We start from the raw sequence: 21,205 nt of genomic DNA, 5'->3' as shown, positions 1-21,205 counted from the left end.
ATTGTTGTCAAACGGCGTCCGCGATATCTACCGCGCGACCGATCCTGGCAATCTGTAGTCGTCCACACGACCGATCGGCGCCGGGTCCATCTGGCCCTTCTCGACCAGAAGATCGCGTGGCGATGATGTCACCGCCGCAGGGACAGGGGTGCTGCCGAGAAGCTGCGAGCCGCCGTCGAGATCGGGGTCGGAGAGGCTTATGGGTTGCGTACGGGTGATCTTTTCCGATTCTGCGCCGGGAAGATTGGCCTGTTGCGCCGGCGGCGGATTGCCGGTGTCCAGGCGCGTGATGTCGGGGCTTGCCTGATCGCCCAGGATTCGGCGGGCAGACTTCTCCAGATAGAAGGCGACCTTGCGCTTGCCGGCTGCCGTCAGATTGACGCCGTCCGCCGTCCTCAACCGGACCTGCTGGCCGTTGATATCCGAACCGGTGACGATGAATTCGCCGTTCTGGTCGGTAAATCCGTCCCATATGTCGATGAATTCGCCGCCGACGCTGGTCATCTGGCTCTGGTAAACCTGATTGAGCTTGACCGCGCTGGCGGTCAGCTGATCAGAGCCGAAGGAGGGCAGGCCGACCCAGAGCAAAGGAATGTGGCGGCTCGTCACCAGCTTGGCGAATTGCTGTACGCGCTCCTCATAGGCGAGAAACCACGGGTCGGTGCCGTACTTCTCGTTGAGCCCATCGCCGATCATCTGCTGGCGGTCGTTGGCGCCGATCATGACGACGACCATGGCCGGCTTCAGCTGGTCGATCATCCCGGGTAATTGCTGCGGCCAATTGTAGTAGTCCTGCCGCACGAGGCCGGAGGCGACGTTGCCGCGCGACTGGACGACGACGCCGGGGGAGGTGGAGAAGGCATCCTCCAGCCCGGTTGCCAAGCCGCTCGCCAGGAAATCGCCGACAACGAGGATGGTCTTGGCGTCGGGAAGCTTTTCCGCCGGTGGCGGCGTTTCCGGCTGCGCGACCGGCTGGCGCGGCGGCGGGGTCGGCCGCTTCTTTGGCTGTACCTTGCGCCGCGGCGGCGGCTGCTCGGCCGGTTGGTCCGGATAATCGGGCTCGCGGGTGCCAAACAGCATGTCCAGCAGGTTTCGCCGCGGCCGCTCCTGCGCCTGTGCCATGTTCGGCAGGCAGCCAAGCGCGATGATGACGGCGAGGAATGCCGTCAGAACAATCCTTAGAGTTGCCATGGTCGCGCGGGCAGAGTGTTTCATCATAGCTTCTTTTCCGCTCACGACTCCGTGGTCGCATGAGGACGATTTCATCGTCCGGCGATCCCGGATTCGCTCGACGCGGCTTACTTGCGCAATGCCTTCAGCAGGCTCATCGAGGGCTCGCCATCCGCATCCATGCCCATGCGTTCCTGAACGGCTGATATCGCAGCCTTGGAGCCCGAGCCGAAATTGCCATCGACCACGCCGTCATAATAACCGAGCTCCTTCAAACGCGTCTGCAGCTCGAATTTCTGCTTGACGTCGAGCGCGCCGCTCGGGCGAGGCCAGGATTGCTGCATGCCGCCATAGCCGGCGATCTGGTCCGCGAGCAGACCGACGGCGAGCGCATAGCTGTCGGAGGCATTGTAGCGCTTGATGGTGAAGAAGTTTCCGGCCATCAGGAAGCCGGGACCATTCGGACCGCCGGGCATCTTCAGCTGCGCGCGATCGGAGGTCGTGCGGAAGCCCTTGCCGTTGGGGCGCACGAAGCCGAGGGCCGCCCATTGCGCAATCGTATGTGTCTTGCCGGCCTGGGCGCTGCCGCCCGGTGGCACGACGACTTCATAACCCCAGGTACGGCCGGTATCCCAGCCGTTCTTGGCGAGAAGATTGGCTGTCGTCGCCAGGGCGTCCGGAATGGAATTCCAGATATCGGCATGGCCGCTGCCATCGGCATCGACGGCATAGAGCAGGTAGCTGGTCGGAATGAACTGCGTATGGCCCATGGCGCCGGCCCAGGAACCGTTCAGGTCCTTGCGCGAGATATCGCCCTTTTGCAGGATCTTCAGCGCGGCGATGAGCTGCTTCTTGGCATAGTTCGCCCGCTTCGGATCGGCATAGGCAAGCGTCGCCAGTGCGCGGGGCACGTAGTGCAGCCGATCGTTCTTGGCCAGAACCTCGCCGTAATTCGATTCCATCGACCAGATGGCCAGCATGATATTGCGGTCGACGCCGAAGTGCTGTTCGAGCGTGCGCAGTGTGGACCCGTACTTGACTGCCATCTTGCGGCCAATATCGACCGTATAGGGATTGACACGGGAGTCGAGGTAATCCCAGATTTGGGACTTGAATTCCGGTTGGTACTGCGCTTTTTCGAGGACCGTGGGGTCTGGGTCCGTCACGCCGGCAAATGCATTGCGGTAGGTCGATTGCGTAATGCCGCTCTTTGCGGCGGTAGCGTAGAAGCCCGCGATCCATTTTTGGAACCCAGGGTCAGCATTGGCGTTAACGGGAAGGAATCCCGCCAAGGCGCCGAGCGCGAGCGCCAGAGCGAGACCACGAAGGGAGTGTTTGCGGTTTACGGTCATCTACAGCCTTGTCCATCAATCGTTGGATTTCGGTGCGGCGATGCACATAGCATCGGCCCATGCGTGACGCTAAACGAACGAAGTCAACAAATTCTTTACCATGGAAGTCCGCATCAGTCATTATTTGCAAAACAGTAGCAAATTTAATCTACTGACCTTTAGAATGGCTTGGTGCCAACTGATTTAATGCCCAGGAGGTATGAGTGGGACAGCATAAGAAGGTTCGTAAGGCAGTATTTCCGGTTGCCGGACTAGGGACGCGGTTCTTGCCGGCGACCAAGGCGGTGCCGAAGGAAATGCTGACCGTCGTGGACAAGCCGGTCATCCAATATGTCGTCGACGAGGCGATGGAAGCTGGCATCGAGCATTTCGTCTTCGTGACCGGCCGCAGCAAGCACGTCATAGAAGACTATTTCGACATTCAGTTCGAGCTCGAGCAGACGCTGCGCCAGCGCAACAAGAATGCCGAACTATCGCTGTTGAACGGCCTGCTGCCGAAGGCCGGCACGGCGAGCTTCACGCGCCAGCAGGAGCCGCTGGGCCTCGGCCACGCCGTCTGGTGTGCCCGCGAGATCGTCGGCGACGAGCCGTTTGCGCTGCTGCTGCCCGACATGGTCATGCGCGCCGAAAAGGGCTGCATGAAGGGCATGATCGAGCTTTACGAGCATAGCGGCGGCAACGTCATCGCCGTCGAGGAATGCGCTCCCGACCAGACCCACAAATACGGTATCGTCGGTGTCGGCGAGACGATCGGCAGCGGTTTCCGCATCACGGAGATGGTCGAAAAGCCGGCCAAGGGCACGGCTCCGTCCAACTTCTTCATCAACGGCCGCTACATTCTGCAGCCGGAAATCTTCCGTATCCTGGAAAGCCAGGAGCGCGGCGCCGGCAACGAGATCCAGCTGACGGACGGCATGCTGAAGCTTGCCAAGACGCAGGATTTCGCCGGCTATCACTTCCAGGGCCAGACTTTCGACTGTGGTGCAAAGGATGGCTTCATCCTCGCCAATGTCGCCTTCGCCTTGGCGCGCGACGATATTCGTCCGACCATCGAGGACGATTTCAAGGCGCTGATTTCGGCCTTGAAATAAGGGTTTGACCTTTTGAAGAAAATCTTGAGGCCTGGCATCTGCCGGGCCTCAATTCATTTGAGCGGATGACTTGGGTTCAAGCGAAGGCGGTGTTCAGCGTTTTACGGTCAAGCCCAGGCCGGCCTGGAACTGGCGGGTGCTGTCGCCCACATCCCTCGTCGTCAGCTGATAGCCGACATTGCTGGTGAGATCGAGGTAACGGTTGATGCCCCAGGTCAGCCCGAAAGCGGCGTCGTATTCGACCTCGTCGGCGGCACTGCCATTGGAGGGGTAATTGCGCCAGGTCGGGCCTCCCGTCAGCTTGGCGGTGAGATCGTCGCGCAGCTGATGGCTTACGGTGCTCGTGAGCTGATAGGCGGTGTAGCCGCTGAGGCCGGCCGTGGTGGAGGGCTGGACCGTAGTCGAAAGGCCGACGCTGATATCGGTGCCGCGCTGCGGCGACCAGGCGAGACTGCCGTCGATCGTCGGCGAGTCGACCGAGGCGAGGCGCGAATCGTCGAATTGCGTGTGCTGGTAACCGAATCCGAGCTCGCCCTTGAATTTTTCGCCGAGGTCGAATTCGACGCCGCCCTTGCCGCCATAGCTCTGATTCGAGCGGGCATAGCCGTTGCTGTCGCGCGTCTGGTCGTAGACGGCACGGCCGAGATCGACTTCGACGAAGGGAATGATCGCCGGCGATAGTTCGTAGCCGATGCGTCCGCGCCAGGTTCCGGCCGTCTGGTTGCGGTCGCTGAGGGTGACCGTTGTCCCGTCGGAGAGTACGGCATTGGAATAGACACTGCGTGTCAGCGCCACGGCCGTCGTGCCGCGCAGCAGGCCGAAATCGCGCTCCAGAGAGAGCCCGGCCGTGTACTGGTTGACGGCGGATTGCTTCGAGGCGCCGGCGATCGCGTTGGGATCGCTCGTATCCTCGCGATAGAATTGATAGCCGGCGGTGACATGCGCCGTCGTGTCGGCGGGAAGATCCAGGCGCAGGTCGGCATTAAGATTGACGGTCGGCTTTTCCTCGCCGGTGCCGCTGATGTTCTTCTGCCAGACGCCTTCGCCGGTGACGGTCAGCGCATGCCGGTCCCAGTCCGAAGTCAGGGTGCTGCGCAAGTCGGTCTGCAGGAAGCCGCGATTGTCCTTGGTGTCGCCGGTGCGATCCCGTTCGACATTGATCGACTGGTTGATCGAAGGCTTCAGAGTGAAGGTGCCGAGCGGGATGCCCTGGACGTCTGCCCGATCCGGATACTGGCGGGCTCTCAAGTCATCAACGCCTGGTTCGCGCAGATTTACGCGGCGCAGATCGTTATCCAGTGTCGAGCCGGTGGTTGTGGGGTCGATACCACCGAGCCGGAGGCGCATATTCGGCGCCGTATCACTGCCGGTCGATGTCTGGTTCGCCGATTGAGCTGCCTGGGTATCGGCCGCGGGCGCGGCATTCGGATCGGTTGGGGATGCCGATGTCGGGGCAGGCAACGTATCGTCGAGGTTCTGGTCGGCTGACAGCGATTGGGCGTTGGCCGGCAGCGGAGCGGCGAATGCGATACCCCAGCTGAGCATGGCGGAACCCGCCCATGCCGCCAGCCGGAAGGCACCATGACCCGCCTTGTCCTTGCCGATGCCCATGTTGTTTATATCTGACCCTGCTGGAAATGACCTAAATTCTTACCCAAGTGTAAAGCTGCGTGGTTAACGCTTGGTTGCCAAGCGATGGCGACAAGAAAGGGTTCGATAATATTTGTCGGGAAGGCGTTGCAGGTTGTCGCATCGCCATAAGTCGATCTTTGGTGGACAGATTTGCAGAAAAGCGTTAGGCCTCGCTCATGAATAAGAGAGCTGTAAGACTCATCGAGAACGGTGCGATCGAATCCGCAATGCGAACGATCGAGACCGAGAGACGGGGCATGGAGGCGCTGGAACGCGCGCTGACCAACGGCTTGGCCGAGCCCTTCAGCCGCGCTGTCGAGCTTATCGGCGATATCAGCGGCCGTGTCGTCATCACCGGCGTCGGCAAGAGCGGCCATATCGGCAACAAACTCGCCGCAAGCCTGGCTTCCACGGGTACACCGGCTTTCTTCGTACATCCGGTCGAAGCCAATCATGGCGATCTCGGCATGATCACGCAGGCTGATGTCATCATCGCCATCTCCTGGGGCGGTGAGAGCGCTGAGCTGCGCGGCATCATCAGCTATTCCCGCCGTTTTTCGATTCCGATGATCGCCATCACCGCGGGGGAGACTTCCACGCTTGCTCGCGAGTCGGATGTCGTCCTGCTGCTGCCCAAGGAGCAGGAAGCCTGCCCGCACGGGCTGGCGCCAACCACATCGACGCTGCTGCAGCTTGCCATCGGCGATGCGCTGACCGTGGCGCTGCTGGAGGCACGTGGCTTCACGGCCGAGGATTTCCGCACCTTTCATCCGGGCGGCAAACTCGGCGCCAGCCTGTCGCATGTGGCCGATATCATGCACAAGGGCGACCGCGTGCCTTTGGTGAAACTTGGAACCGGCATGCCGGAAGCGGCAATGACGCTATCGAAAATGCGTTTCGGCTGTGTCGGTGTGATCGATGATGATGGCTGCCTGTGCGGCATCGTCACCGACGGCGACATCGCTCGCAATCTCGGCACCAGCCTTGCCGAGATGCGCGTCGACGAGGTGATGACCCGTAATCCGAAGACGGTGAAGGAAACGACGCTGGCAACGAGCGCCATGGCCGTGCTCAACCGTCATAATATCTCGGCGCTCATGGTCATAGACGAAGCGCGCCGACCGATCGGCGTCGTGCATTTCCACGATCTGCTGCGGATCGGCGTCGCCTGATCAGACCGGTTCGACGGTGAGTTCGCGGCCGTTGCTTGCGACCACCTTGACGCGGGTGCCGACCGGTAGGTCCGGCCCGCTGACAGTCCAATAGGTATCGTTCAGGCGAATGCGTCCCCGGCCTTCGGCGATCGGCTGGTCGAGTGTTGCCGTGCGCCCGACGAGGCTGGCGCTGCGCCGGTTCAGGAACGGTTCGTCGGTCACCTGGTTGTTGTTGTAGAGATAACGGCGGCCGATGAGGGTGACGATGACCGCTGTGGCTGCGAAGACCAATCCCTGTACCTGCCAGATCCAGAAGCTGTTCTCCCAGAAGAGGAGCGACAAGGCGCCGACGATGATGCCGGCGAGCCCGATCCACACAAGGAAGAAGCCCGGCAGGACGAGCTCGGCGGCAAGCAGCACCAGACCCACGAGCCACCAGCTCCAGGGGCCGAGTTCGACGATGAGATTGTCGAACATGTCAGCTCTCCTTCGGCGTCAACGGATTGATCGAGGGTGTCGTGCGGGCGGAGGCCGGGCGCGGGCGGGGCGGTTGCGGCGCGCCATTGCCGTCGCCATTGTCGCCGAAGACTTCGCGAGCGATGGCGCCGATGCCGCCGAGGGAGCCGATGATGGAGCTCGCCTCCATCGGCATCAGTACGATCTTCGAATTGCCGGCAGAGCCGATCGCCGCCAGCGCTTCGGTGTATTTCTGCGCGACGAAGTAGTTGATCGCCTGCACGTTGCCCTCGGCGATCGCCTCGGACACGACGCGGGTCGCTTTCGCTTCGGCTTCGGCCAGGCGTTCGCGCGCCTCGGCATTGCGGAAGGCTGCCTCGCGCTGACCTTCTGCCTGGAGCACGGCGGCCTGCTTGGCGCCTTCGGCACGCAGGATCTGCGCGTTGCGCATGCCTTCCGCCTCCAGAACCTGCGCACGCTTTTCGCGCTCTGCCTTCATCTGCCGCGCCATGGCGTCGACGAGATCCTTCGGCGGCTGGATATCCTTGATTTCAACGCGCGTTACCTTGATGCCCCAGGGCTCGGCCGCCTCGTCAACCACGCGTAGCAGCCGCTCGTTGATGGCGTCGCGGTTCGACAGCAGCTCGTCGAGATCCATCGAGCCCATGACCGAGCGGATGTTGGTCTTGGTGAGGTTGAGGATCGCGCTTTCGAGATTGGTTATCTGATAGGCGGCCTGGGCTGCATTCAGCACCTGGAAGAAGGCAACCGCATCGGCCGAGATGCTGGCATTGTCCTTGGTGATGACCTCCTGTGTCGGCACGGCCAGCACCTGTTCCATCACATTCATGCGCGCGCCGACCGTCTCGATGAAGGGCACGATCAGATTGAGCCCCGGCTCTAGCGTGCGGATATAGCGACCGAAGCGCTGGACCGTGTATCGATAACCCTGCGGTACGGTCTTGATGCCTGCAAACAGCACCAGGATGACCAAGACCACCAGGGCAATCACAACGATGCTGAAACCACCCATGACCATCGAACTCCTCCATGGACGCGCCTGCCTGAGCAGGCTCGCGTCGCGTAAACCGCTACCGTTCGGCCTCCCTATGCTCGGTCGAGCTCATGAGGCGGCAGCTCAATTAGATGTGGTGGGTTAGCATGTTCTCGGCAAGTGAGGAATGGGGCTGCAGCAGGCGTTTTGCTATGAGACAGGTCAACCAATCGTCGTCTGGGTCTTGCGCCCGGCGATTGATATTCATACTTTATATGGAGATTTCCGGCTCCGCTGCCAAGCAGCCTTTCGGGCCAAGCCATCGCGCATCATCAGGGTGAAGCTATGAACTTAGATAGGACCTTGCGGTCGGTTGTGGCCGTGCACGCCTCAATTCCGGAAGACGCCTTTACGGCCGCAACGCTCGGCACCCGCAGGGAGGGCAGTGGCGTTGTCATTCGCGGAAATGGCCTGGTATTGACGATCGGTTATCTGATTACCGAAGCCGACGAGGTTTGGCTGACGACCAATAGCGGCCGTGTCGTGCCCGGCCATGCGCTTGCCTATGATCAGGAGACAGGCTTCGGCCTCGTGCAGGCGCTCGGGCCTCTCGACGTGCCCGCCCTCGAATTCGGCGATACCAACAAGGCAGAGATCGGCGATGAAGTCGTCGTGGCCGACGGGATCGGCCAGTTCGTCGAGGCGAAGATCGTCGCCAAGCAGGAGTTTGCCGGCTATTGGGAATATCTGCTCGACGAAGCGATCTTCACGGCACCGGCCCATCCCTCCTGGGGCGGAGCGGCGCTTGTCGATGAAGATGGCAAGCTTCTCGGCATCGGCTCGCTGCATCTGCAGATGGCGACCCAGAACGGCGACAGCGCCGACATCAACATGATCGTGCCGATCAACCTTCTGATGCCGATCCTGGATGATCTGATCAAGCGCGGCCATGTCAACAAGCCGCCGCGGCCCTGGCTTGGCGCCTTCTCCGCCGAAAGCAACGGCGAGGTCGTCGTCATGAGCGTCACCGAAGGTGGTCCGGCCGCCAAGGCGGGCTTGCGTCGTGGTGACGTCATCTCCGAAATCCGCGACGGCGAGGTCGATGGGCTTGCCGATTTCTACCGCAAGATCTGGCAGAGCGGCCCCGCCGGCTCCGAGATTCCCATGCGGGTGCTGCGCGACGGCCGCGAGGCCTGGATCCGAATCAAGTCCGCCGATCGCGGCAGTTTCCTCAGAAAGCCGCAGCTGCAATAGAGCCGTGTCGCCGGCATCGCTGCCGGCGGTCTGTCACGCCCAGCCGAGCAGCTCCCGCCGCACGACCTTTTCCAGCACGTTCATGCCGTCTTCGCTGTCGTTGAGACAGGGAATATGGGTGAATTTGTCGCCACCGTTGTGATGGAAGGATTCCGCCGCCTGCTCGGCGATCTCTTCGAGCGTCTCGAGGCAGTCCGAGACGAAGCCAGGATTGAGTACGGCAATCCGCTTGGTGCCATCCTTGGCGAGCTGCTCCACGGTCTTGTCGGTATAAGGCTGCAACCATTCCTCCGGGCCGAAGCGCGATTGGAACGTGACCATGAACTGGTCTTCGGAGAGCCCAAGTTTCTCCCGTAGCAGGCGGCCCGTCTTCTGACAGAAACAGTAATAGGGATCGCCCAGCTTGAAGTAGGACATCGGTATGCCGTGGAAGGACGCAAGGATCTTTTCGGGCTGCCAGTCGAGCGTCGCAAGGTGCCGGGTGACGGAATTGGCTAGCGCCTCGATATAGGTCTCGTCGTCGTGGTATTGCGGCACGGTGCGGATGGCCGGCTGCCAGCGCATCTTCTGGAGCTTCTCGAACGCCTTGTCGTTGACGGTAGCCGTCGTGGCCGCCGCATATTGCGGATAGAGCGGAAAGAGCACGATGCGCTCGCAGCCATCGTCCTTCAGTGCCTGGATTCGATCCGCGATCGACGGCTGGCCATAGCGCATGGCCCAGTCGACCTTGACGTTGGGCAGGTCGCGCAGCCGCTCGGCCATCAGGTCGGACTGGTTGCGGGTATAGGTGCGCAGATAGCTTTCGTCCTTCTCCTTGTTCCAGATCGTCGCATAGGCCTTGCCGACTTTCCCCGGACGAGTGTTGAGCACGATGCCGAACAGGATCGGATACCATTTCCAGCGCGACCATTCGATGACGCGGCGGTCGGTCAGGAATTCTTTCAGATAGCGACGCATCGAGGAGTAGTCGGTGCCGTCGGGTGTTCCGAGATTGACGAGCAGCACGCCGACCTTGCCGTATTTCACGCTCGGGTGATTGGGCGCAAGCGCGGTCAGGTCTGCTGTCATCGATCGAATTCCTCTCAAGATACGAAGCACTTCACATAAGAACAAAAGCCGGTCCGGGGAAGCCCGGACCGGCTGGGGCAAGCGAGACAAATCGTCCTTACTTGGCCGGAATCCTCAACTTTTCGCCGACCGTCAGGTGATGCGGCTTGATGTTGCGGTTGGCGGCCACGAGTTTGTGCCATTGCTTGGCGTTGCCGTAGTAGGTCTTGGCAATATCCCACAGCGTGTCGCCGGCGATGACGACGTGGGTCGTCGGTGTCTTCGGCGGTTCGCCTGCCTTGGCCTCGGGCGCTGCCGTTGCCGGAGCCGTGGTCGCGGGTGCGGAGGTGGCCGGAGTTTGCGCCGCTGGAGCCGAGGCGGCGGGTGTCGAGGCTGCCGGATCCGAATTTGCCGGAACGGTCGGCGTGGGCGTCGGGTTGACCGGGGTCGTCGTGCTCGGCGCGGCCACGGCGGGAGCCGTCGAGGTCGGCGGCGTTGCGGTTGGCGCTGCGGTGCCGCTGTTGGCGGCGGCCGGTGCCGGCTTTTGCTCGGTTCCGGCCTGCGGCGCCGTTGCGGCGGGCTTCGCCGGCTCCGGCTGAGCGATTGTCGCCGTTGCGGCAACTTGGGTTATGCGGCCATCCGTATAGGGTTTATAGGGATTGTGCGCGCCGAGATAATCGGCGACCACCGACTCCAGATTGGGGCCGAAATCGTAGGCGTTCTTGCCGTCCTTGGCGAAGACGGTATAGCCGTCGCCACCGGCGCGCATATAGTTGTTGCTGACGACGCCATAGGTCTTTTCCGGGTCGATCGGCTTGAATTCCGTGCCTTCCTGCACGTCGACCGATACGAGGCGGCTGCCTGGCGGCTTCGATTTGTCGAAGCTGTATTTGAGGCCGGCAACCTGCGGGAAGCGGCCAGCGCCGTCGTCGATCTGGCTGAGGCCGTTTTCGAGTGCCGCCTTTACGTCGGCTCCGGTCAGCTGGAAGGTTGCGACTGTGTTCTGGAAGGGCAACACGGTCAGCACGTCGCCCATGCTGACATCGCCAGCGCCGATGGACGCGCGCAAGCCGCCGCCATTCTGGATGGCGATGGAAATGCCCTGCGCCTTGGTGCGGTCGAGCATCGCGTCGGCGACAAGATTGCCCATTGAGCATTCCTGAACGCGGCAGATTTCACGCGCGCCTTCGATCGGTCCTTGCGAATTGCCGATGATCTTCTTGCGTAGTTCCTGGATCGGCTTTGCCATCTCCTGCACGCGTGCGAGGATCGTCGGATCGGGCTTGATGGAGGCATCGAGCAGGATCGGATCGCCCTTGGCGTCCTTGACAGCGCCATTGTCATCGAAGGTGATGACAAGATCGCCAAGATATTTGCTATAGGACGCGGCCTGGACGACGGGGACTTTATAGCCGGCGGGATTGTCGACCATGGTCGGATAAGGGCCGGCTGCCTTCGGGTCGGTATTCGACAAGAGCGTGTGCGAGTGCCCGCCGACAACGACGCTGACGCCGGCGATCTTGGCGATCTTCTCGACATCGCGGGGATAGCCGACATGGGTGAGAGCAATGATCTTGTTGACGCCTTGCGACTTCAACGCGTCGACTTCGGCGCTGATGGCGGCCGCATCGTCGGTGATCTTCACATGCGGACCGGGCGAAGCAAGCTCCGGCGTTTCGGTCGTCACGGCACCGACGATGCCGATCTTCTGGCCGCCGATATCGAGCACGATCGACTTCTTGATGCGGTTGCCGAGCTTCGACTGGTCGTCGACCACCAGATTGGCCGTTACGACCGGGAATTGCGCCTTGTCGAGGAAGGCGGCAAGCGGGCCTTCGCCATCGTCGAATTCGTGATTGCCGACCGTCATGGCGTCGATCTTCATGTCGTTGAGGAATTCGACTTCGGCGGCACCCTTGTAGGTGGTGTAGAACAAGGAGCCCTGGAAATTATCGCCGGCATCAAGGACGACGACGTTCTGGCCAGCAAGGGCGGCACGCCTCTGGTCGATGGCTGCCTTCAGCCGCGCGGCACCGCCAAAGCACTCGTTCTTGGCCTCTTCTGCAGCGGAGCAGGTCGCGTCGAACTTGTTGATCGACTCCACGCGCGAATGGAAATCGTTGAAGTGCAGGATGTTGAGCTGATAGTCGGCGAAGGCGGCGCTGGTGCTCAGCGCCAGCAGCGTTGCGGCCAAAAGACCCACTCCGAAGGGCTGCTTCATCTGTCTCTCCTGTTGGTCATTGCAATCCGGCCCGCCTGTGCCCCCACGGCGGTCCCCCGCGCCGATGTTTTCATCCCGGCGGAGCGAGCGCAAGCAAAAGCTGTTGGCTTCATTAGGATTTTACAAAGCGGCTGAACAGGTCGCCGGATCAGGCGCAGGCCTCGACCGAGGATGCTCCGTAGGATTCGCGCAGCGCCGCAACGGCATTCCAGCCGACAGAGCAGAAAATGAGGACACAGCAGAGAGAGGCGACAAGATGAAGGCGCCGATTCCGCCTTCGATAGAGCAGGATAGTGCCGGCACCGTAGATGAGCAAAGCCGGTACGGCGAAAAGAAGGACGCTCGCCGGGCCGTCGCAATCGAGTGCTTCGATACCCTGCGCACGGTAGACGTTGGCCGGAAGGACCGTCGCCAGGATGGCGACGGGGAGGGCTGCAACGAGGATCAGATAGAGAATCAGCAGACCGCGCATGATGCCTTATCCGCCCATCTGGCCTCCGTCAGCCTTGGCGATTGAGCGAGAAGTGCCCACCGGTTTCGGAGGTGCAATTGAGCTGGCTGGGATTGGCCAGGAAGCAATTGACCTTCGATGAGGTGCGCTTGATGTTCGAATAGAGATTGATCTGGATCACGCCCGACGGATCGGTCGTGTAGGTTCCCGAGGCCATCTGTTGGTTCGTGCCGTCCGTGGTGTGCGTTTCGAAGCGACCGCCGTTGAAGGTCGAATTCAGGCCGTTCGAATCGGCCCAGCTTCCTTCCACGGAATTCATGCGCGGCTGGGAGCCGCCTGGGTTCATTGCCATCGGCGGCGGTCTGGAGCCGCCGAAATCGACGCAGGCAGATAGAGCTGCCGCGGCAGCGAGGAGGGCAAGAACGGTTCTCATCTTCATAATTATCTCCCGCGAATAGAGGCGGTCTAAAGGCGTATCGGTTGCAAGGAAGATGGCGCGACCCTTGAGCTAAAGCAAGACGTCACAGGCGATCTGCTTGATTTATCTGGCTTGCGTAACAAAAATGCCCGCACGACCTGTGCGGGCATTCGGGTCTTGGATCAAGCTAACGCTATACTCTTAGCGAACCAGAATGTTGCGGAACTGCCAGGGATCCTTGGTGTCGATGTCTTCCGGGAACAGGCCCGGGCGACCGTCGAGCGGGGTCCAGTCGGTGTAGTGGCCTTCGACCGGGCCGAGATAGGGCAGCTGCACTTCGAGGCAGCGCTTGTAGTCGACTTCGTCGGCTTCGACGATGCCGGCCTTCGGGTTTTCCAGTGCCCAGACCATGCCGGCGAGCACGGCGGATGTCACCTGCAGGCCGGTGGCGTTCTGGTAGGGGGCGATGCGGCGGGTCTCTTCGAGAGACAGGCGCGAACCGTACCAGTAGGCATTCTTGGCATGGCCATAGAGCAGCACGCCGAGTTCGTCGATACCGTCTTCCAGCTCGTCTTCGTCGAGGACGTGATGAACCGGCTGCGGCGTGCCGCCATTGCCGAACATCTCGTGCAGCGAGAGTATGGCGTCGTTGGCCGGATGATAGGCGTAGTGGCAGGTCGGGCGGAAGGTGACTTCGCCGTCCTTGTCGCGCACGGTGAAATAGTCGGCGATCGAGATCGACTCGTTGTGGGTCACCAGGAAGCCGTATTGCGGGCCGGGGGTCGGGCACCAGGTGCGCACACGGGTGTTGGCACCTGGCTGTTCCAGATAGATGGCAGCCTTGCAGCCCTTCTTGTGCTTCTTGGCATTCTTCGGCATCCATTCTTCATGGGTGCCCCAGCCGAGTTCGGCCGGCTGCAGGCCTTCGGAGATGAAGCCTTCGACGGACCAGGTGTTCCAGAAGACGTTGAGCGGCTTCGGATGCTTGGTGCGCTGCGTGTCGCGCTCGGCAATGTGAACGCCCTTGACGCCGACCTTCTTCATCAGCTTGGCCCAGCCCTCGCGGTCATGCTGATCCGGCTCTTCGAACTTGAGGCCGATATCCTTGGCAAGGTTGACGAGCGCCTGCTTGACGAACCAGGAGACCATGCCCGGATTGGCGCCGCAGGTGGAAACGGCCGTCGTGCCGCCCGGGTTCTTTTCCTTCTCCTTGCGCATGGTTTCGCGGAGCGCATAGTTGGTGCGGTCGGCATTCTTCAGGTTCTTGTCGAAATAGAAGCCGAGCCAAGGCTCGACGACGGTGTCGATATAGAGCACGTCGAGCTTGCGGCAGAGCTTGACCAGGTCGAGCGAGCCGGTGTCCACCGAGAGGTTGACGCAGAAGCCCTGGCCGCCGCCTTCCGTCAGGAGCGGTTTCAGCAGCTCTTTGTAATTGTCCTTGGTGACATGCGCCTTGATATGACGGACGCCGTGCTTTGCCAGGATTTCCATATCGGCTGGCTCTTCACGCGGGTCGATGACGACCATCCGGCTCTTGTCGAATTTGAAATGGCGCTCGATCAGGGGCAGGGTGCCACGGCCAATGGAGCCAAAGCCGATCATCACGATCGGACCGGTAATTTCGGCATATACCGGATAGTTGTGTTTCGTCATTCTTTTCTCCTTCGAAAGGCAGGACGCCGTTCGGTTCACGAAATCTAGTTAGAGTTTGCGCGTAAGCGCTGGCAGAGTTTGCGCGAAAACGCGAGGTGAGCGGCTCTAATCATAATTTGATGTCACAATAAAGAGCTGTTCAGGGTTAGCCGGACAAAGTCAAGTGGAGGCCAACATACACGCCTTATGCGACGAGTTTGTTGCCTTCAAGGTTGGTTTTCACTGACATAACGAAATCGGATGATGCGACGATCGTCCGTCGATCAGGCTTTCAAGCTTTCCAATCCATCCGTGACGGTGGTCAGGGCGATTTCCTGGATCTCGTAGGTTGCGACGCCATGGATAGTGAAGGGGTCGGCAGCGACATAGGCCTCCAGCTCGGCCTTTTCGCCGCGGGCGAAGACGACGCCACCGGTGCGCGGCACCTTGCGCCCGGAAGCAAGGAACCAGCCCCTGGCATAGCCTTCCTTCACCCAGGCCATGTGTGGCTCCATGTGCTTGTCGGCTTCGTCATTGCCCTTGAGGTAGGTGAGCGAGAGGATGAACATCAATCAATTCCATAGAAGTTGCGCGCGGATCAGGCCGCGCAGGGAGTTTCCAATGTAAAGGGTGCGATCTTTCAGATCGTCGAGCCGGATGCGACCGACGTGGGCCTTGCGCTGGCAGATGAGCTCGGTGCGCAGGACTCCGGCGAGGAGACCGGCAGAAATGGGCGGGGTCCGCAGCAAGTCTGCACTGTCCTCAAGGAAGACCGAGGTGATCGTGCCTTCGCAAATCTCGTCCTTCTCATTGAGCAGCAGCACCTCGTCAGCCTCATCGGGCCGATATTCCGCGCGGGCTGCCTCATAGACTGCGCGGCGCGTCGTCTTGACACGCAGCAGCTTGTCGGAAGAATCGAGCCTTGTCGCGGCAATGCGGACGCGCCAGGTGGTATCGGGCAGCAGCGGGACAAACGGTGCCGTCGTCACCTCCGTTTGGCCTTCCCGGTCCAGCGTCAACCGAACCCTTAACGGTGCGCCGGCACCGGCAACCGCCTGTTCCAGCTTTCCAAGCACATTCTTCGGGGCTGAAAAGCCGAGGCGACGGGCTGAGCGCTGCAGCCGGGCGAGATGCAGGCGCAGGCGGACGAAGCCGGTTTCCGGCTCGTAGCGCAGAGTCTCGATGAGGGAAAAATCCTCTAGCGGTCGATCCATCTGTCCCCCACGGCGAAGCGCGCCTTCAGGAGGCATTCCTCGTATTCCGCTTCCGCCGTCGAATCGAAGACGATGCCTCCGCCGACATTGAACACCGCGCGGCCGTCTTGGAAAAGCGTGATCGTGCGGATCGCCACCGAAAAACGCATGGCTCCATCAGGCGAGATCATGCCGATCGCGCCGCAATAGGCATCGCGCGGGCCATCTTCGAGATCATGCAGGATTTCCATCGCCCGCATTTTCGGTGCGCCCGTTATCGAACCGCAAGGAAAGAGCGCAGCAAGAATGTCGCGGATCGATATGCCGGGAAGCAATTTCGCCTGCACATGGCTGACCATCTGGTGCAGGGTAGGGTAGGTCTCGATTTCGAAGAGCTTGGGGACGTTCAGCGTGCCGACTTGCGTGATGCGCGAGATATCGTTGCGCAGCAGATCGACGATCATGCGGTTTTCGGCCTGCGTCTTCTCGTCGGCGAGCATGGCGGCGACGATCGCGTCGTCCTCCGCGGCATTTGCGCCGCGCTTGGCCGTGCCTTTCATCGGATGCGTCTCGATCCAGCCGTCCGCGTCCGTGTGGAAGAAAAGCTCCGGCGAGCGCGACAGGATGACCGGGCCGCCGAGATCGACGAGCGCGCCGTATTTCACCGGTTGCCGCTCGATCAGGGACCAGAAGGCGGCGCGCGGATCGCCGTTCCAGCGGGCATGGATCGGCATGGTGAGGTTGGCCTGATAGCAGTCGCCCAGGCGCAGATGCTGGTGCAGCCGGTCGAAGCGCTCGCGATAGGTCTCGAAATTCCACGCGGCTTTCGGCTCCGTCAGGAACTCCTGGTTTTCCTGCCGCTGTGCGGGTTGAGCAAGCGGATGGCCGTCGCCGGCGGGGGCATCGAAAACGCCGAAGCAGAGCAGGGGCGTTTCCCTGTTTTCCTCGGCGAAGGGCGCGAGTTTTTCCTCGAAGAGATGGCCGGCCTCATAGGCCATGTAGCCGGCAAGCCACTGTCCCCGCCGCCTGGCTTCTTCCATGCGATCGAGCGCATCGAAGAATTGTTCGCGCGTATGGGCGACGATGATCTCGGCCGGTTCGGCAAAGAGCATCACCTGTCCTGTGCTGTCGTCCCTGAAGAGGACGTAGGGTATGGCGTCGGCCATGCGCAAGTATCTATCGGGTCGTTGTTATGTCGATTGTCAGGCATGTCCGCCATTGCCGCAACTTGCATGCCTGGCCCCTCACCCCAACCCTCTCCCCGCCAATGCGGGGAGAGGGAGTTACCACAGCCGCTACACCGTCGTTTGCAAAGACCGATGCGGTGAATGCTGAGCCCATCCCCTCTCCCCGCTTGCGGGAGAGGGGATGGGTGAGGGGCCATGCACAAAGCTGCAGCAACGGCGGAGGTGCCTGTCCTGCTTCTCGTCAGTTCAGTTCTTATCTAACGCTTCCAGCTCGTCGATCAGCCCTTCGATCATCGACAGACCCTTGCTCCAGAACGACGGATCGGTCGCATCGAGGCCGAAAGGCTTCAAAAGTTCGGAGTGATGCTTGGTGCCGCCGGCCTTCAGGAGCTCGAAATACTTCTCCTGGAAGCCCTTTTCGGCGTTGCGGTAGACGGCATAGAGCGAGTTTACCAGGCAGTCGCCGAAGGCATAGGCGTAGACGTAGAAGGGCGAGTGGATGAAATGGGGGATATAGGCCCAGTAGGTCTCATAGCCCTCGGAGATCTTGATCGCCGGGCCGAGACTTTCCTCCTGCACTGAGAGCCACAGCTCGCCAATATTGTCCGATGTCAGCTCGCCATCCTTGCGGGCGGTGTGCACCTTGCGCTCGAATTCGTAGAAGGCGATCTGGCGCACGACCGTGTTGATCATGTCCTCGACCTTCTGGGCGAGCATCGCCTTGCGCTCGCGCTTGTCGGTGGTCTTGTCGAGGAGCGCGCGGAAGGTCAGCATCTCGCCGAAGACCGAGGCGGTTTCGGCCAATGTCAGCGGCGTCTGGCACATCAGCGCGCCCTGGCCGCCGGCCAGCACCTGATGCACGCCATGGCCAAGCTCGTGCGCGAGCGTCATCACGTCGCGCGGCTTGCCCATGTAATTGACCAGCACGTAAGGATGAGCCGAAGGGACGGTCGGATGCGCGAAGGCGCCCGGCGCCTTGCCGGGGCGCACCGGCGCGTCGATCCATTCCTCATCGAAGAAGCGCTTGGCGATCGCGGCCATCTCCGGCGCGAAATTGCCGTAGGCCGAAAGAACCGTGTCTTTCGCATCGGTCCATGGGATCAGCGCATTGGGCGTTTCCGGCAGCGGTGCGTTGCGGTCCCAGAAATTCATCTGGTCCATGCCGAGCCACTTGGCCTTCATCTTGTAATAGCGATGTGACAGGCGCGGATAGGCGTCGCGCACGGCGGCCGCGAGTGCATCAACCACCTCGCGCTCGACGCGGTTGGCCAGATGCCTTGAGTCGGCGATATCTTCGAAGCCGCGCCAGCGGTCGGCGATTTCCTTGTCCTTGGCGAGCGTATTGGTGATCAGTGTGAAGGTGCGCAGATTGGCCTTGAAGGTTTCGGCAAGGGCCATGGCGGCCTTGCGGCGCGCTTCCGGGTCCTGCTCCTGCAGCATGTTCAAGGCGACTTCCAGAGGCTGTTTCTCGCCGTCGATCTCGAAGCGCAGCTCCGCCATCGTCTCGTCGAACAGCCGGTTGAAGGCGGCAGCACTCGTCATGGATTTTTCCAGGAACAGCTGCTCGAGCTTATCGTCCAGCTGGTGCGGCTTGTCCTTGCGCAGGTCGACGATCCAGGGCCGATAGTGGCCGGCGGCGGGATCGTTCGCCATGCAGGCATCCATGACGGCATCGTCGATCCGGTTCAGCTCCAGCGGGAAGAACAGCAGGTGCGCGGCATAGTCCGTCAGCCTTGCCTGGACGTCGCCATAAAGCTTGCCGTTGGCCGGATCGATGGTGTTCGAGAAATAAGTGAGCCCGGCATAGGAGCCCAGACGGCCCATGATATCGTCGAGCGCCTCATATTCCCTGATGGCTGCCCCGAGGCCGGCATCGCCTGTTTTGCTGGCTGCATCGGTAAGCTTGCCCTTCCATTTCTCCTCGAAGGCGACGGACATCTTGCCGGCCTTTTCCATGTCTCCAAGGAACTCCGACGAGGTCGCCGACGGGTAGAGATCGCTGAGCTTCCAGGTGGGAAGGTCGCCAAGCGCCTGGCCGGTCGCCTGGCTTGCCGAGAAATTAATGAGGGAGTGGAGCGAGGTCGGGCTCATGGGCGAAATTTCCTCTGCTTTTATTTTTCGGATCGTCCGATCCGTTCGTGTCTATTCGGCTGGAAAGCCCGCTGCAAGGCCTGATTTTCCTGCACCGAAGGTTGAATCATGGACGGCGTTACATTCGTCACAATGATTAAAATGCGAGGTTTTGGCAAAACTTCATGTTCAAGCCTTTCTGCGAATGTCCGTGTCAGGTTTCGCATGAAGTGAGGCACCAATGACTGTTTATAATAGCGCCAAGGGGGGCGCGCAGATTCTCGTTGTTGAGGATGATCCGATTCAACGCCGTCTGCTGAAGAATGCCATCGAGCGGCACGGACACGTTGCCCATTTGGCAGAAAATGGCCGTCTCGGCCTGGAATTCTTGAAGCGTGGCAACGATCAGATCAATGTGATCGTGCTCGATCTCATGATGCCGGAAATGAACGGCATCGAGTTCCTGGGCGCGCTCAACGATATGGGCATCGACCTGCCCGTCATCGTGCAGACCGGGCAGGGCGGTATCGATACCGTGGTGCAGGCGATGCGCGCCGGCGCCTTCGATTTCGTCGTCAAGCCTGTGTCGCCGGAGCGTATCGCGGCGTCGATCGCCAATGCTCTGAAGCTCGATCAACGCGAGGCGAAGGCCCGCGCCGGGCGCAAGTCGCGCTCGAGCAGCATCACCTTCGACGACATCGTTTCGGCAAGCCCGGCGATGATGCGGGTGATCGATCTCGCTCATCGCGCCGCGCAATCGAACATTCCGGTGGTGCTGGAGGGTGAGTCGGGCGTCGGCAAGGAACTGGTGGCCCGCGCCATCCAGGCCGCCAGCGATCGAGCCGGCAAGCCGTTCGTCACCGTCAACTGTGGCGCCATCCCGCACAATCTCGTGGAGAGCATCCTTTTCGGCCATGAGAAGGGAGCGTTTACGGGGGCGGCCGAGCGTCATGTCGGCAAATTCATGGAGGCCGATGGCGGCACGCTGTTTCTCGACGAGATCGGCGATCTGCCGCTCGAGGTCCAGGTCAAGCTTTTGCGTGCCGTGCAGCAGGGCGAAATCGAGACCGTCGGTGCGCGCGTCGCACAGAAGGTCAATGTCCGGCTGATCTCGGCCACCAACAAGGATCTGATCGAAGAGGTCAAGGCGGGGCGGTTCCGCGAGGATCTCTACTATCGCCTTAACGTCTTTCCGATCACCATGCCGGCTTTGCGCCGCCGCAAGGAAGACATCCCGCATCTGGCACGCGCCTTTGCCGACCGGTTTGCACTGGAGCAGAAGCTCGATCACTCGCTCGGGATCAGCAACGATGCCCTTGCGCTGTTGACCGCCTACGACTGGCCAGGCAATATCCGCCAGCTCGAAAACGCTGTTTTCCGCGCGGTCGTGCTGTCCGAAGGCCCTGAGCTGCTCGACACGGATTTCCCGCAGATCGCCGCGCAGCTGCCCGGCTATTTCGCCGCCGAGCATCCGACCTTGGTTGTGGATAATTCGCATGCCTCTTCGGCCGAGCTTCTCGCGGCTGAACGAAGCGAACGGGCCTCTTACGGGGGCGCGCACGGATCGACTGCAACCACTCCGCTTGCTTCAGTCGATACGTCGGCCGGTGCTTCCGACAATGTCATCGTCAGCACGAACACGTCAGGCGATGTCAGGAAACTGGCCGATGTCGAGGAAGAATTGATCCGATTTGCCCTCAAATTCTATCGCGGGCAGATGAGTCAGGTCGCGCGAAAGCTCGGTATCGGCCGGTCAACTCTCTACCGAAAGTTGAAGGATTACGGCATAGACCCGGATGACCCGCAAAAAAACGCTGCATGAGGGAAAGCTTAACGTTTAGGCAAGCATATTTTGTTACCCGTCGTAAAGCACTTGTTAGTGC

The 21,205-nt window shown here is 61.1% G+C and carries 18 protein-coding genes; 4 read left to right on the top strand and 14 right to left on the bottom strand.

Going from position 1 to position 21,205, the window contains the following annotated elements:
• Positions 1–27: 27 nt before the first annotated feature.
• The gene (locus GA0061100_RS05350; protein WP_075851629.1) at positions 28–1,218 is read right to left on the bottom strand and encodes an SGNH/GDSL hydrolase family protein; all 1,191 of its coding nucleotides are present in this window, start codon (positions 1,216–1,218) and stop codon (positions 28–30) included.
• Positions 1,219–1,298: 80 nt separating this feature from the next.
• Entirely contained in the window at positions 1,299–2,522 is a 1,224-nt protein-coding gene (locus tag GA0061100_RS05345) for a lytic murein transglycosylase (protein ID WP_075851628.1), read from the bottom strand.
• Between the two features lie 203 nt (positions 2,523–2,725).
• Here GA0061100_RS05345 and galU point away from each other — a divergent pair, with 203 nt between their 5' ends.
• The gene (galU, locus tag GA0061100_RS05340; RefSeq protein WP_075851627.1) at positions 2,726–3,613 is read left to right on the top strand and encodes a UTP--glucose-1-phosphate uridylyltransferase GalU; all 888 of its coding nucleotides are present in this window, start codon (positions 2,726–2,728) and stop codon (positions 3,611–3,613) included.
• A 93-nt stretch (positions 3,614–3,706) separates the two neighbouring features.
• Here the strand turns inward: galU and GA0061100_RS05335 are convergent, their stop codons facing one another.
• On the bottom strand, positions 3,707–5,224 hold the full coding sequence (locus tag GA0061100_RS05335; RefSeq protein ID WP_075851626.1) for an outer membrane beta-barrel protein: 1,518 nt from the start codon (positions 5,222–5,224) through the stop codon (positions 3,707–3,709).
• A gap of 197 nt (positions 5,225–5,421) precedes the next feature.
• On the opposite strand from GA0061100_RS05335, the gene GA0061100_RS05330 reads away from it, so the two are divergent.
• Positions 5,422–6,417 (top strand): KpsF/GutQ family sugar-phosphate isomerase, encoded by a 996-nt coding sequence (locus tag GA0061100_RS05330; protein ID WP_075851625.1) that lies wholly within the window; start codon positions 5,422–5,424, stop codon positions 6,415–6,417.
• Here the strand turns inward: GA0061100_RS05330 and GA0061100_RS05325 are convergent, their stop codons facing one another.
• Positions 6,418–6,876: an NfeD family protein gene (locus GA0061100_RS05325; protein WP_075851624.1), complete on the bottom strand. Its 459-nt coding sequence runs from the start codon at positions 6,874–6,876 to the stop codon at positions 6,418–6,420.
• Between the two features lies 1 nt (position 6,877).
• Positions 6,878–7,894, bottom strand: coding sequence for an SPFH domain-containing protein (locus GA0061100_RS05320; protein ID WP_075851623.1), 1,017 nt, complete (start codon positions 7,892–7,894; stop codon positions 6,878–6,880).
• A 300-nt stretch (positions 7,895–8,194) separates the two neighbouring features.
• Between GA0061100_RS05320 and GA0061100_RS05315 the strand changes: the two genes are divergently transcribed.
• A complete protein-coding gene (locus GA0061100_RS05315; protein ID WP_075851622.1) occupies positions 8,195–9,103 on the top strand; it encodes a S1C family serine protease in 909 nt (302 codons plus the stop codon).
• Between the two features lie 33 nt (positions 9,104–9,136).
• Here the strand turns inward: GA0061100_RS05315 and hemH are convergent, their stop codons facing one another.
• From hemH to GA0061100_RS05270, 9 genes are all read right to left on the bottom strand, one after another.
• Positions 9,137–10,171, bottom strand: coding sequence for a ferrochelatase (gene hemH, locus GA0061100_RS05310; RefSeq protein ID WP_075851621.1), 1,035 nt, complete (start codon positions 10,169–10,171; stop codon positions 9,137–9,139).
• Positions 10,172–10,268: 97 nt separating this feature from the next.
• Positions 10,269–12,371 carry a 5'-nucleotidase C-terminal domain-containing protein gene (locus GA0061100_RS05305; RefSeq protein ID WP_075851620.1) on the bottom strand — a complete coding sequence of 701 codons (2,103 nt, stop codon included), beginning with the start codon at positions 12,369–12,371 and terminating at the stop codon, positions 10,269–10,271.
• A 148-nt stretch (positions 12,372–12,519) separates the two neighbouring features.
• Complete coding sequence (locus tag GA0061100_RS05300; RefSeq protein WP_075851619.1) at positions 12,520–12,843, bottom strand: hypothetical protein; 324 nt, start codon at positions 12,841–12,843, stop codon at positions 12,520–12,522.
• Between the two features lie 28 nt (positions 12,844–12,871).
• Positions 12,872–13,261, bottom strand: a complete 390-nt coding sequence (omp10, locus tag GA0061100_RS05295) for an outer membrane lipoprotein Omp10 (RefSeq protein ID WP_075851618.1) — start codon at positions 13,259–13,261, stop codon at positions 12,872–12,874.
• Between the two features lie 180 nt (positions 13,262–13,441).
• Positions 13,442–14,893: a homospermidine synthase gene (locus tag GA0061100_RS05290; protein ID WP_075851617.1), complete on the bottom strand. Its 1,452-nt coding sequence runs from the start codon at positions 14,891–14,893 to the stop codon at positions 13,442–13,444.
• 263 nt (positions 14,894–15,156) lie between these two features.
• Positions 15,157–15,441, bottom strand: coding sequence for a YciI family protein (locus GA0061100_RS05285; RefSeq protein ID WP_075851616.1), 285 nt, complete (start codon positions 15,439–15,441; stop codon positions 15,157–15,159).
• Between the two features lie 3 nt (positions 15,442–15,444).
• Positions 15,445–16,086, bottom strand: coding sequence for an aminotransferase class IV family protein (locus GA0061100_RS05280; RefSeq protein WP_075851615.1), 642 nt, complete (start codon positions 16,084–16,086; stop codon positions 15,445–15,447).
• Positions 16,071–17,231, bottom strand: coding sequence for an aminodeoxychorismate synthase component I (locus GA0061100_RS05275; protein WP_075851614.1), 1,161 nt, complete (start codon positions 17,229–17,231; stop codon positions 16,071–16,073). The genes GA0061100_RS05280 and GA0061100_RS05275 overlap by 16 nt, the downstream gene beginning before the upstream one ends.
• Before the next feature lie 267 nt (positions 17,232–17,498).
• A complete protein-coding gene (locus GA0061100_RS05270; RefSeq protein WP_075851613.1) occupies positions 17,499–19,343 on the bottom strand; it encodes a M3 family oligoendopeptidase in 1,845 nt (614 codons plus the stop codon).
• A gap of 220 nt (positions 19,344–19,563) precedes the next feature.
• On the opposite strand from GA0061100_RS05270, the gene GA0061100_RS05265 reads away from it, so the two are divergent.
• Positions 19,564–21,144, top strand: a complete 1,581-nt coding sequence (locus GA0061100_RS05265) for a sigma-54-dependent transcriptional regulator (RefSeq protein WP_075851612.1) — start codon at positions 19,564–19,566, stop codon at positions 21,142–21,144.
• Positions 21,145–21,205: the final 61 nt, after the last annotated feature.

The organism is Martinezella hainanensis, from assembly GCF_900094555.1.
Lineage (GTDB): Bacteria > Pseudomonadota > Alphaproteobacteria > Rhizobiales > Rhizobiaceae > Rhizobium > Rhizobium hainanense.
The sequence above is the reverse complement of the archived record's forward strand: the minus strand, read 5'-3'. Positions and strand labels throughout refer to the sequence as shown.

Excerpts from the sequence above, each read along its gene's own strand:
- GA0061100_RS05280 (WP_075851615.1), bottom strand. The coding sequence starts at position 16,086 with ATGGATCGACCGCTAGAGGATTTTTCCCTCATCGAGACTCTGCGCTAC.
- GA0061100_RS05270 (WP_075851613.1), bottom strand. The coding sequence starts at position 19,343 with ATGAGCCCGACCTCGCTCCACTCCCTCATTAATTTCTCGGCAAGCCAG.
- GA0061100_RS05345 (WP_075851628.1), bottom strand. The coding sequence starts at position 2,522 with ATGACCGTAAACCGCAAACACTCCCTTCGTGGTCTCGCTCTGGCGCTC.
- GA0061100_RS05350 (WP_075851629.1), bottom strand. The coding sequence starts at position 1,218 with ATGATGAAACACTCTGCCCGCGCGACCATGGCAACTCTAAGGATTGTT.
- GA0061100_RS05305 (WP_075851620.1), bottom strand. The coding sequence starts at position 12,371 with ATGAAGCAGCCCTTCGGAGTGGGTCTTTTGGCCGCAACGCTGCTGGCG.
- GA0061100_RS05320 (WP_075851623.1), bottom strand. The coding sequence starts at position 7,894 with ATGGTCATGGGTGGTTTCAGCATCGTTGTGATTGCCCTGGTGGTCTTG.
- GA0061100_RS05315 (WP_075851622.1), top strand. The coding sequence starts at position 8,195 with ATGAACTTAGATAGGACCTTGCGGTCGGTTGTGGCCGTGCACGCCTCA.
- GA0061100_RS05275 (WP_075851614.1), bottom strand. The coding sequence starts at position 17,231 with ATGGCCGACGCCATACCCTACGTCCTCTTCAGGGACGACAGCACAGGA.
- GA0061100_RS05285 (WP_075851616.1), bottom strand. The coding sequence starts at position 15,441 with ATGTTCATCCTCTCGCTCACCTACCTCAAGGGCAATGACGAAGCCGAC.
- GA0061100_RS05265 (WP_075851612.1), top strand. The coding sequence starts at position 19,564 with ATGACTGTTTATAATAGCGCCAAGGGGGGCGCGCAGATTCTCGTTGTT.
- omp10 (WP_075851618.1), bottom strand. The coding sequence starts at position 13,261 with ATGAAGATGAGAACCGTTCTTGCCCTCCTCGCTGCCGCGGCAGCTCTA.
- GA0061100_RS05330 (WP_075851625.1), top strand. The coding sequence starts at position 5,422 with ATGAATAAGAGAGCTGTAAGACTCATCGAGAACGGTGCGATCGAATCC.
- GA0061100_RS05335 (WP_075851626.1), bottom strand. The coding sequence starts at position 5,224 with ATGGGCATCGGCAAGGACAAGGCGGGTCATGGTGCCTTCCGGCTGGCG.
- GA0061100_RS05290 (WP_075851617.1), bottom strand. The coding sequence starts at position 14,893 with ATGACGAAACACAACTATCCGGTATATGCCGAAATTACCGGTCCGATC.
- GA0061100_RS05300 (WP_075851619.1), bottom strand. The coding sequence starts at position 12,843 with ATGCGCGGTCTGCTGATTCTCTATCTGATCCTCGTTGCAGCCCTCCCC.
- GA0061100_RS05325 (WP_075851624.1), bottom strand. The coding sequence starts at position 6,876 with ATGTTCGACAATCTCATCGTCGAACTCGGCCCCTGGAGCTGGTGGCTC.
- hemH (WP_075851621.1), bottom strand. The coding sequence starts at position 10,171 with ATGACAGCAGACCTGACCGCGCTTGCGCCCAATCACCCGAGCGTGAAA.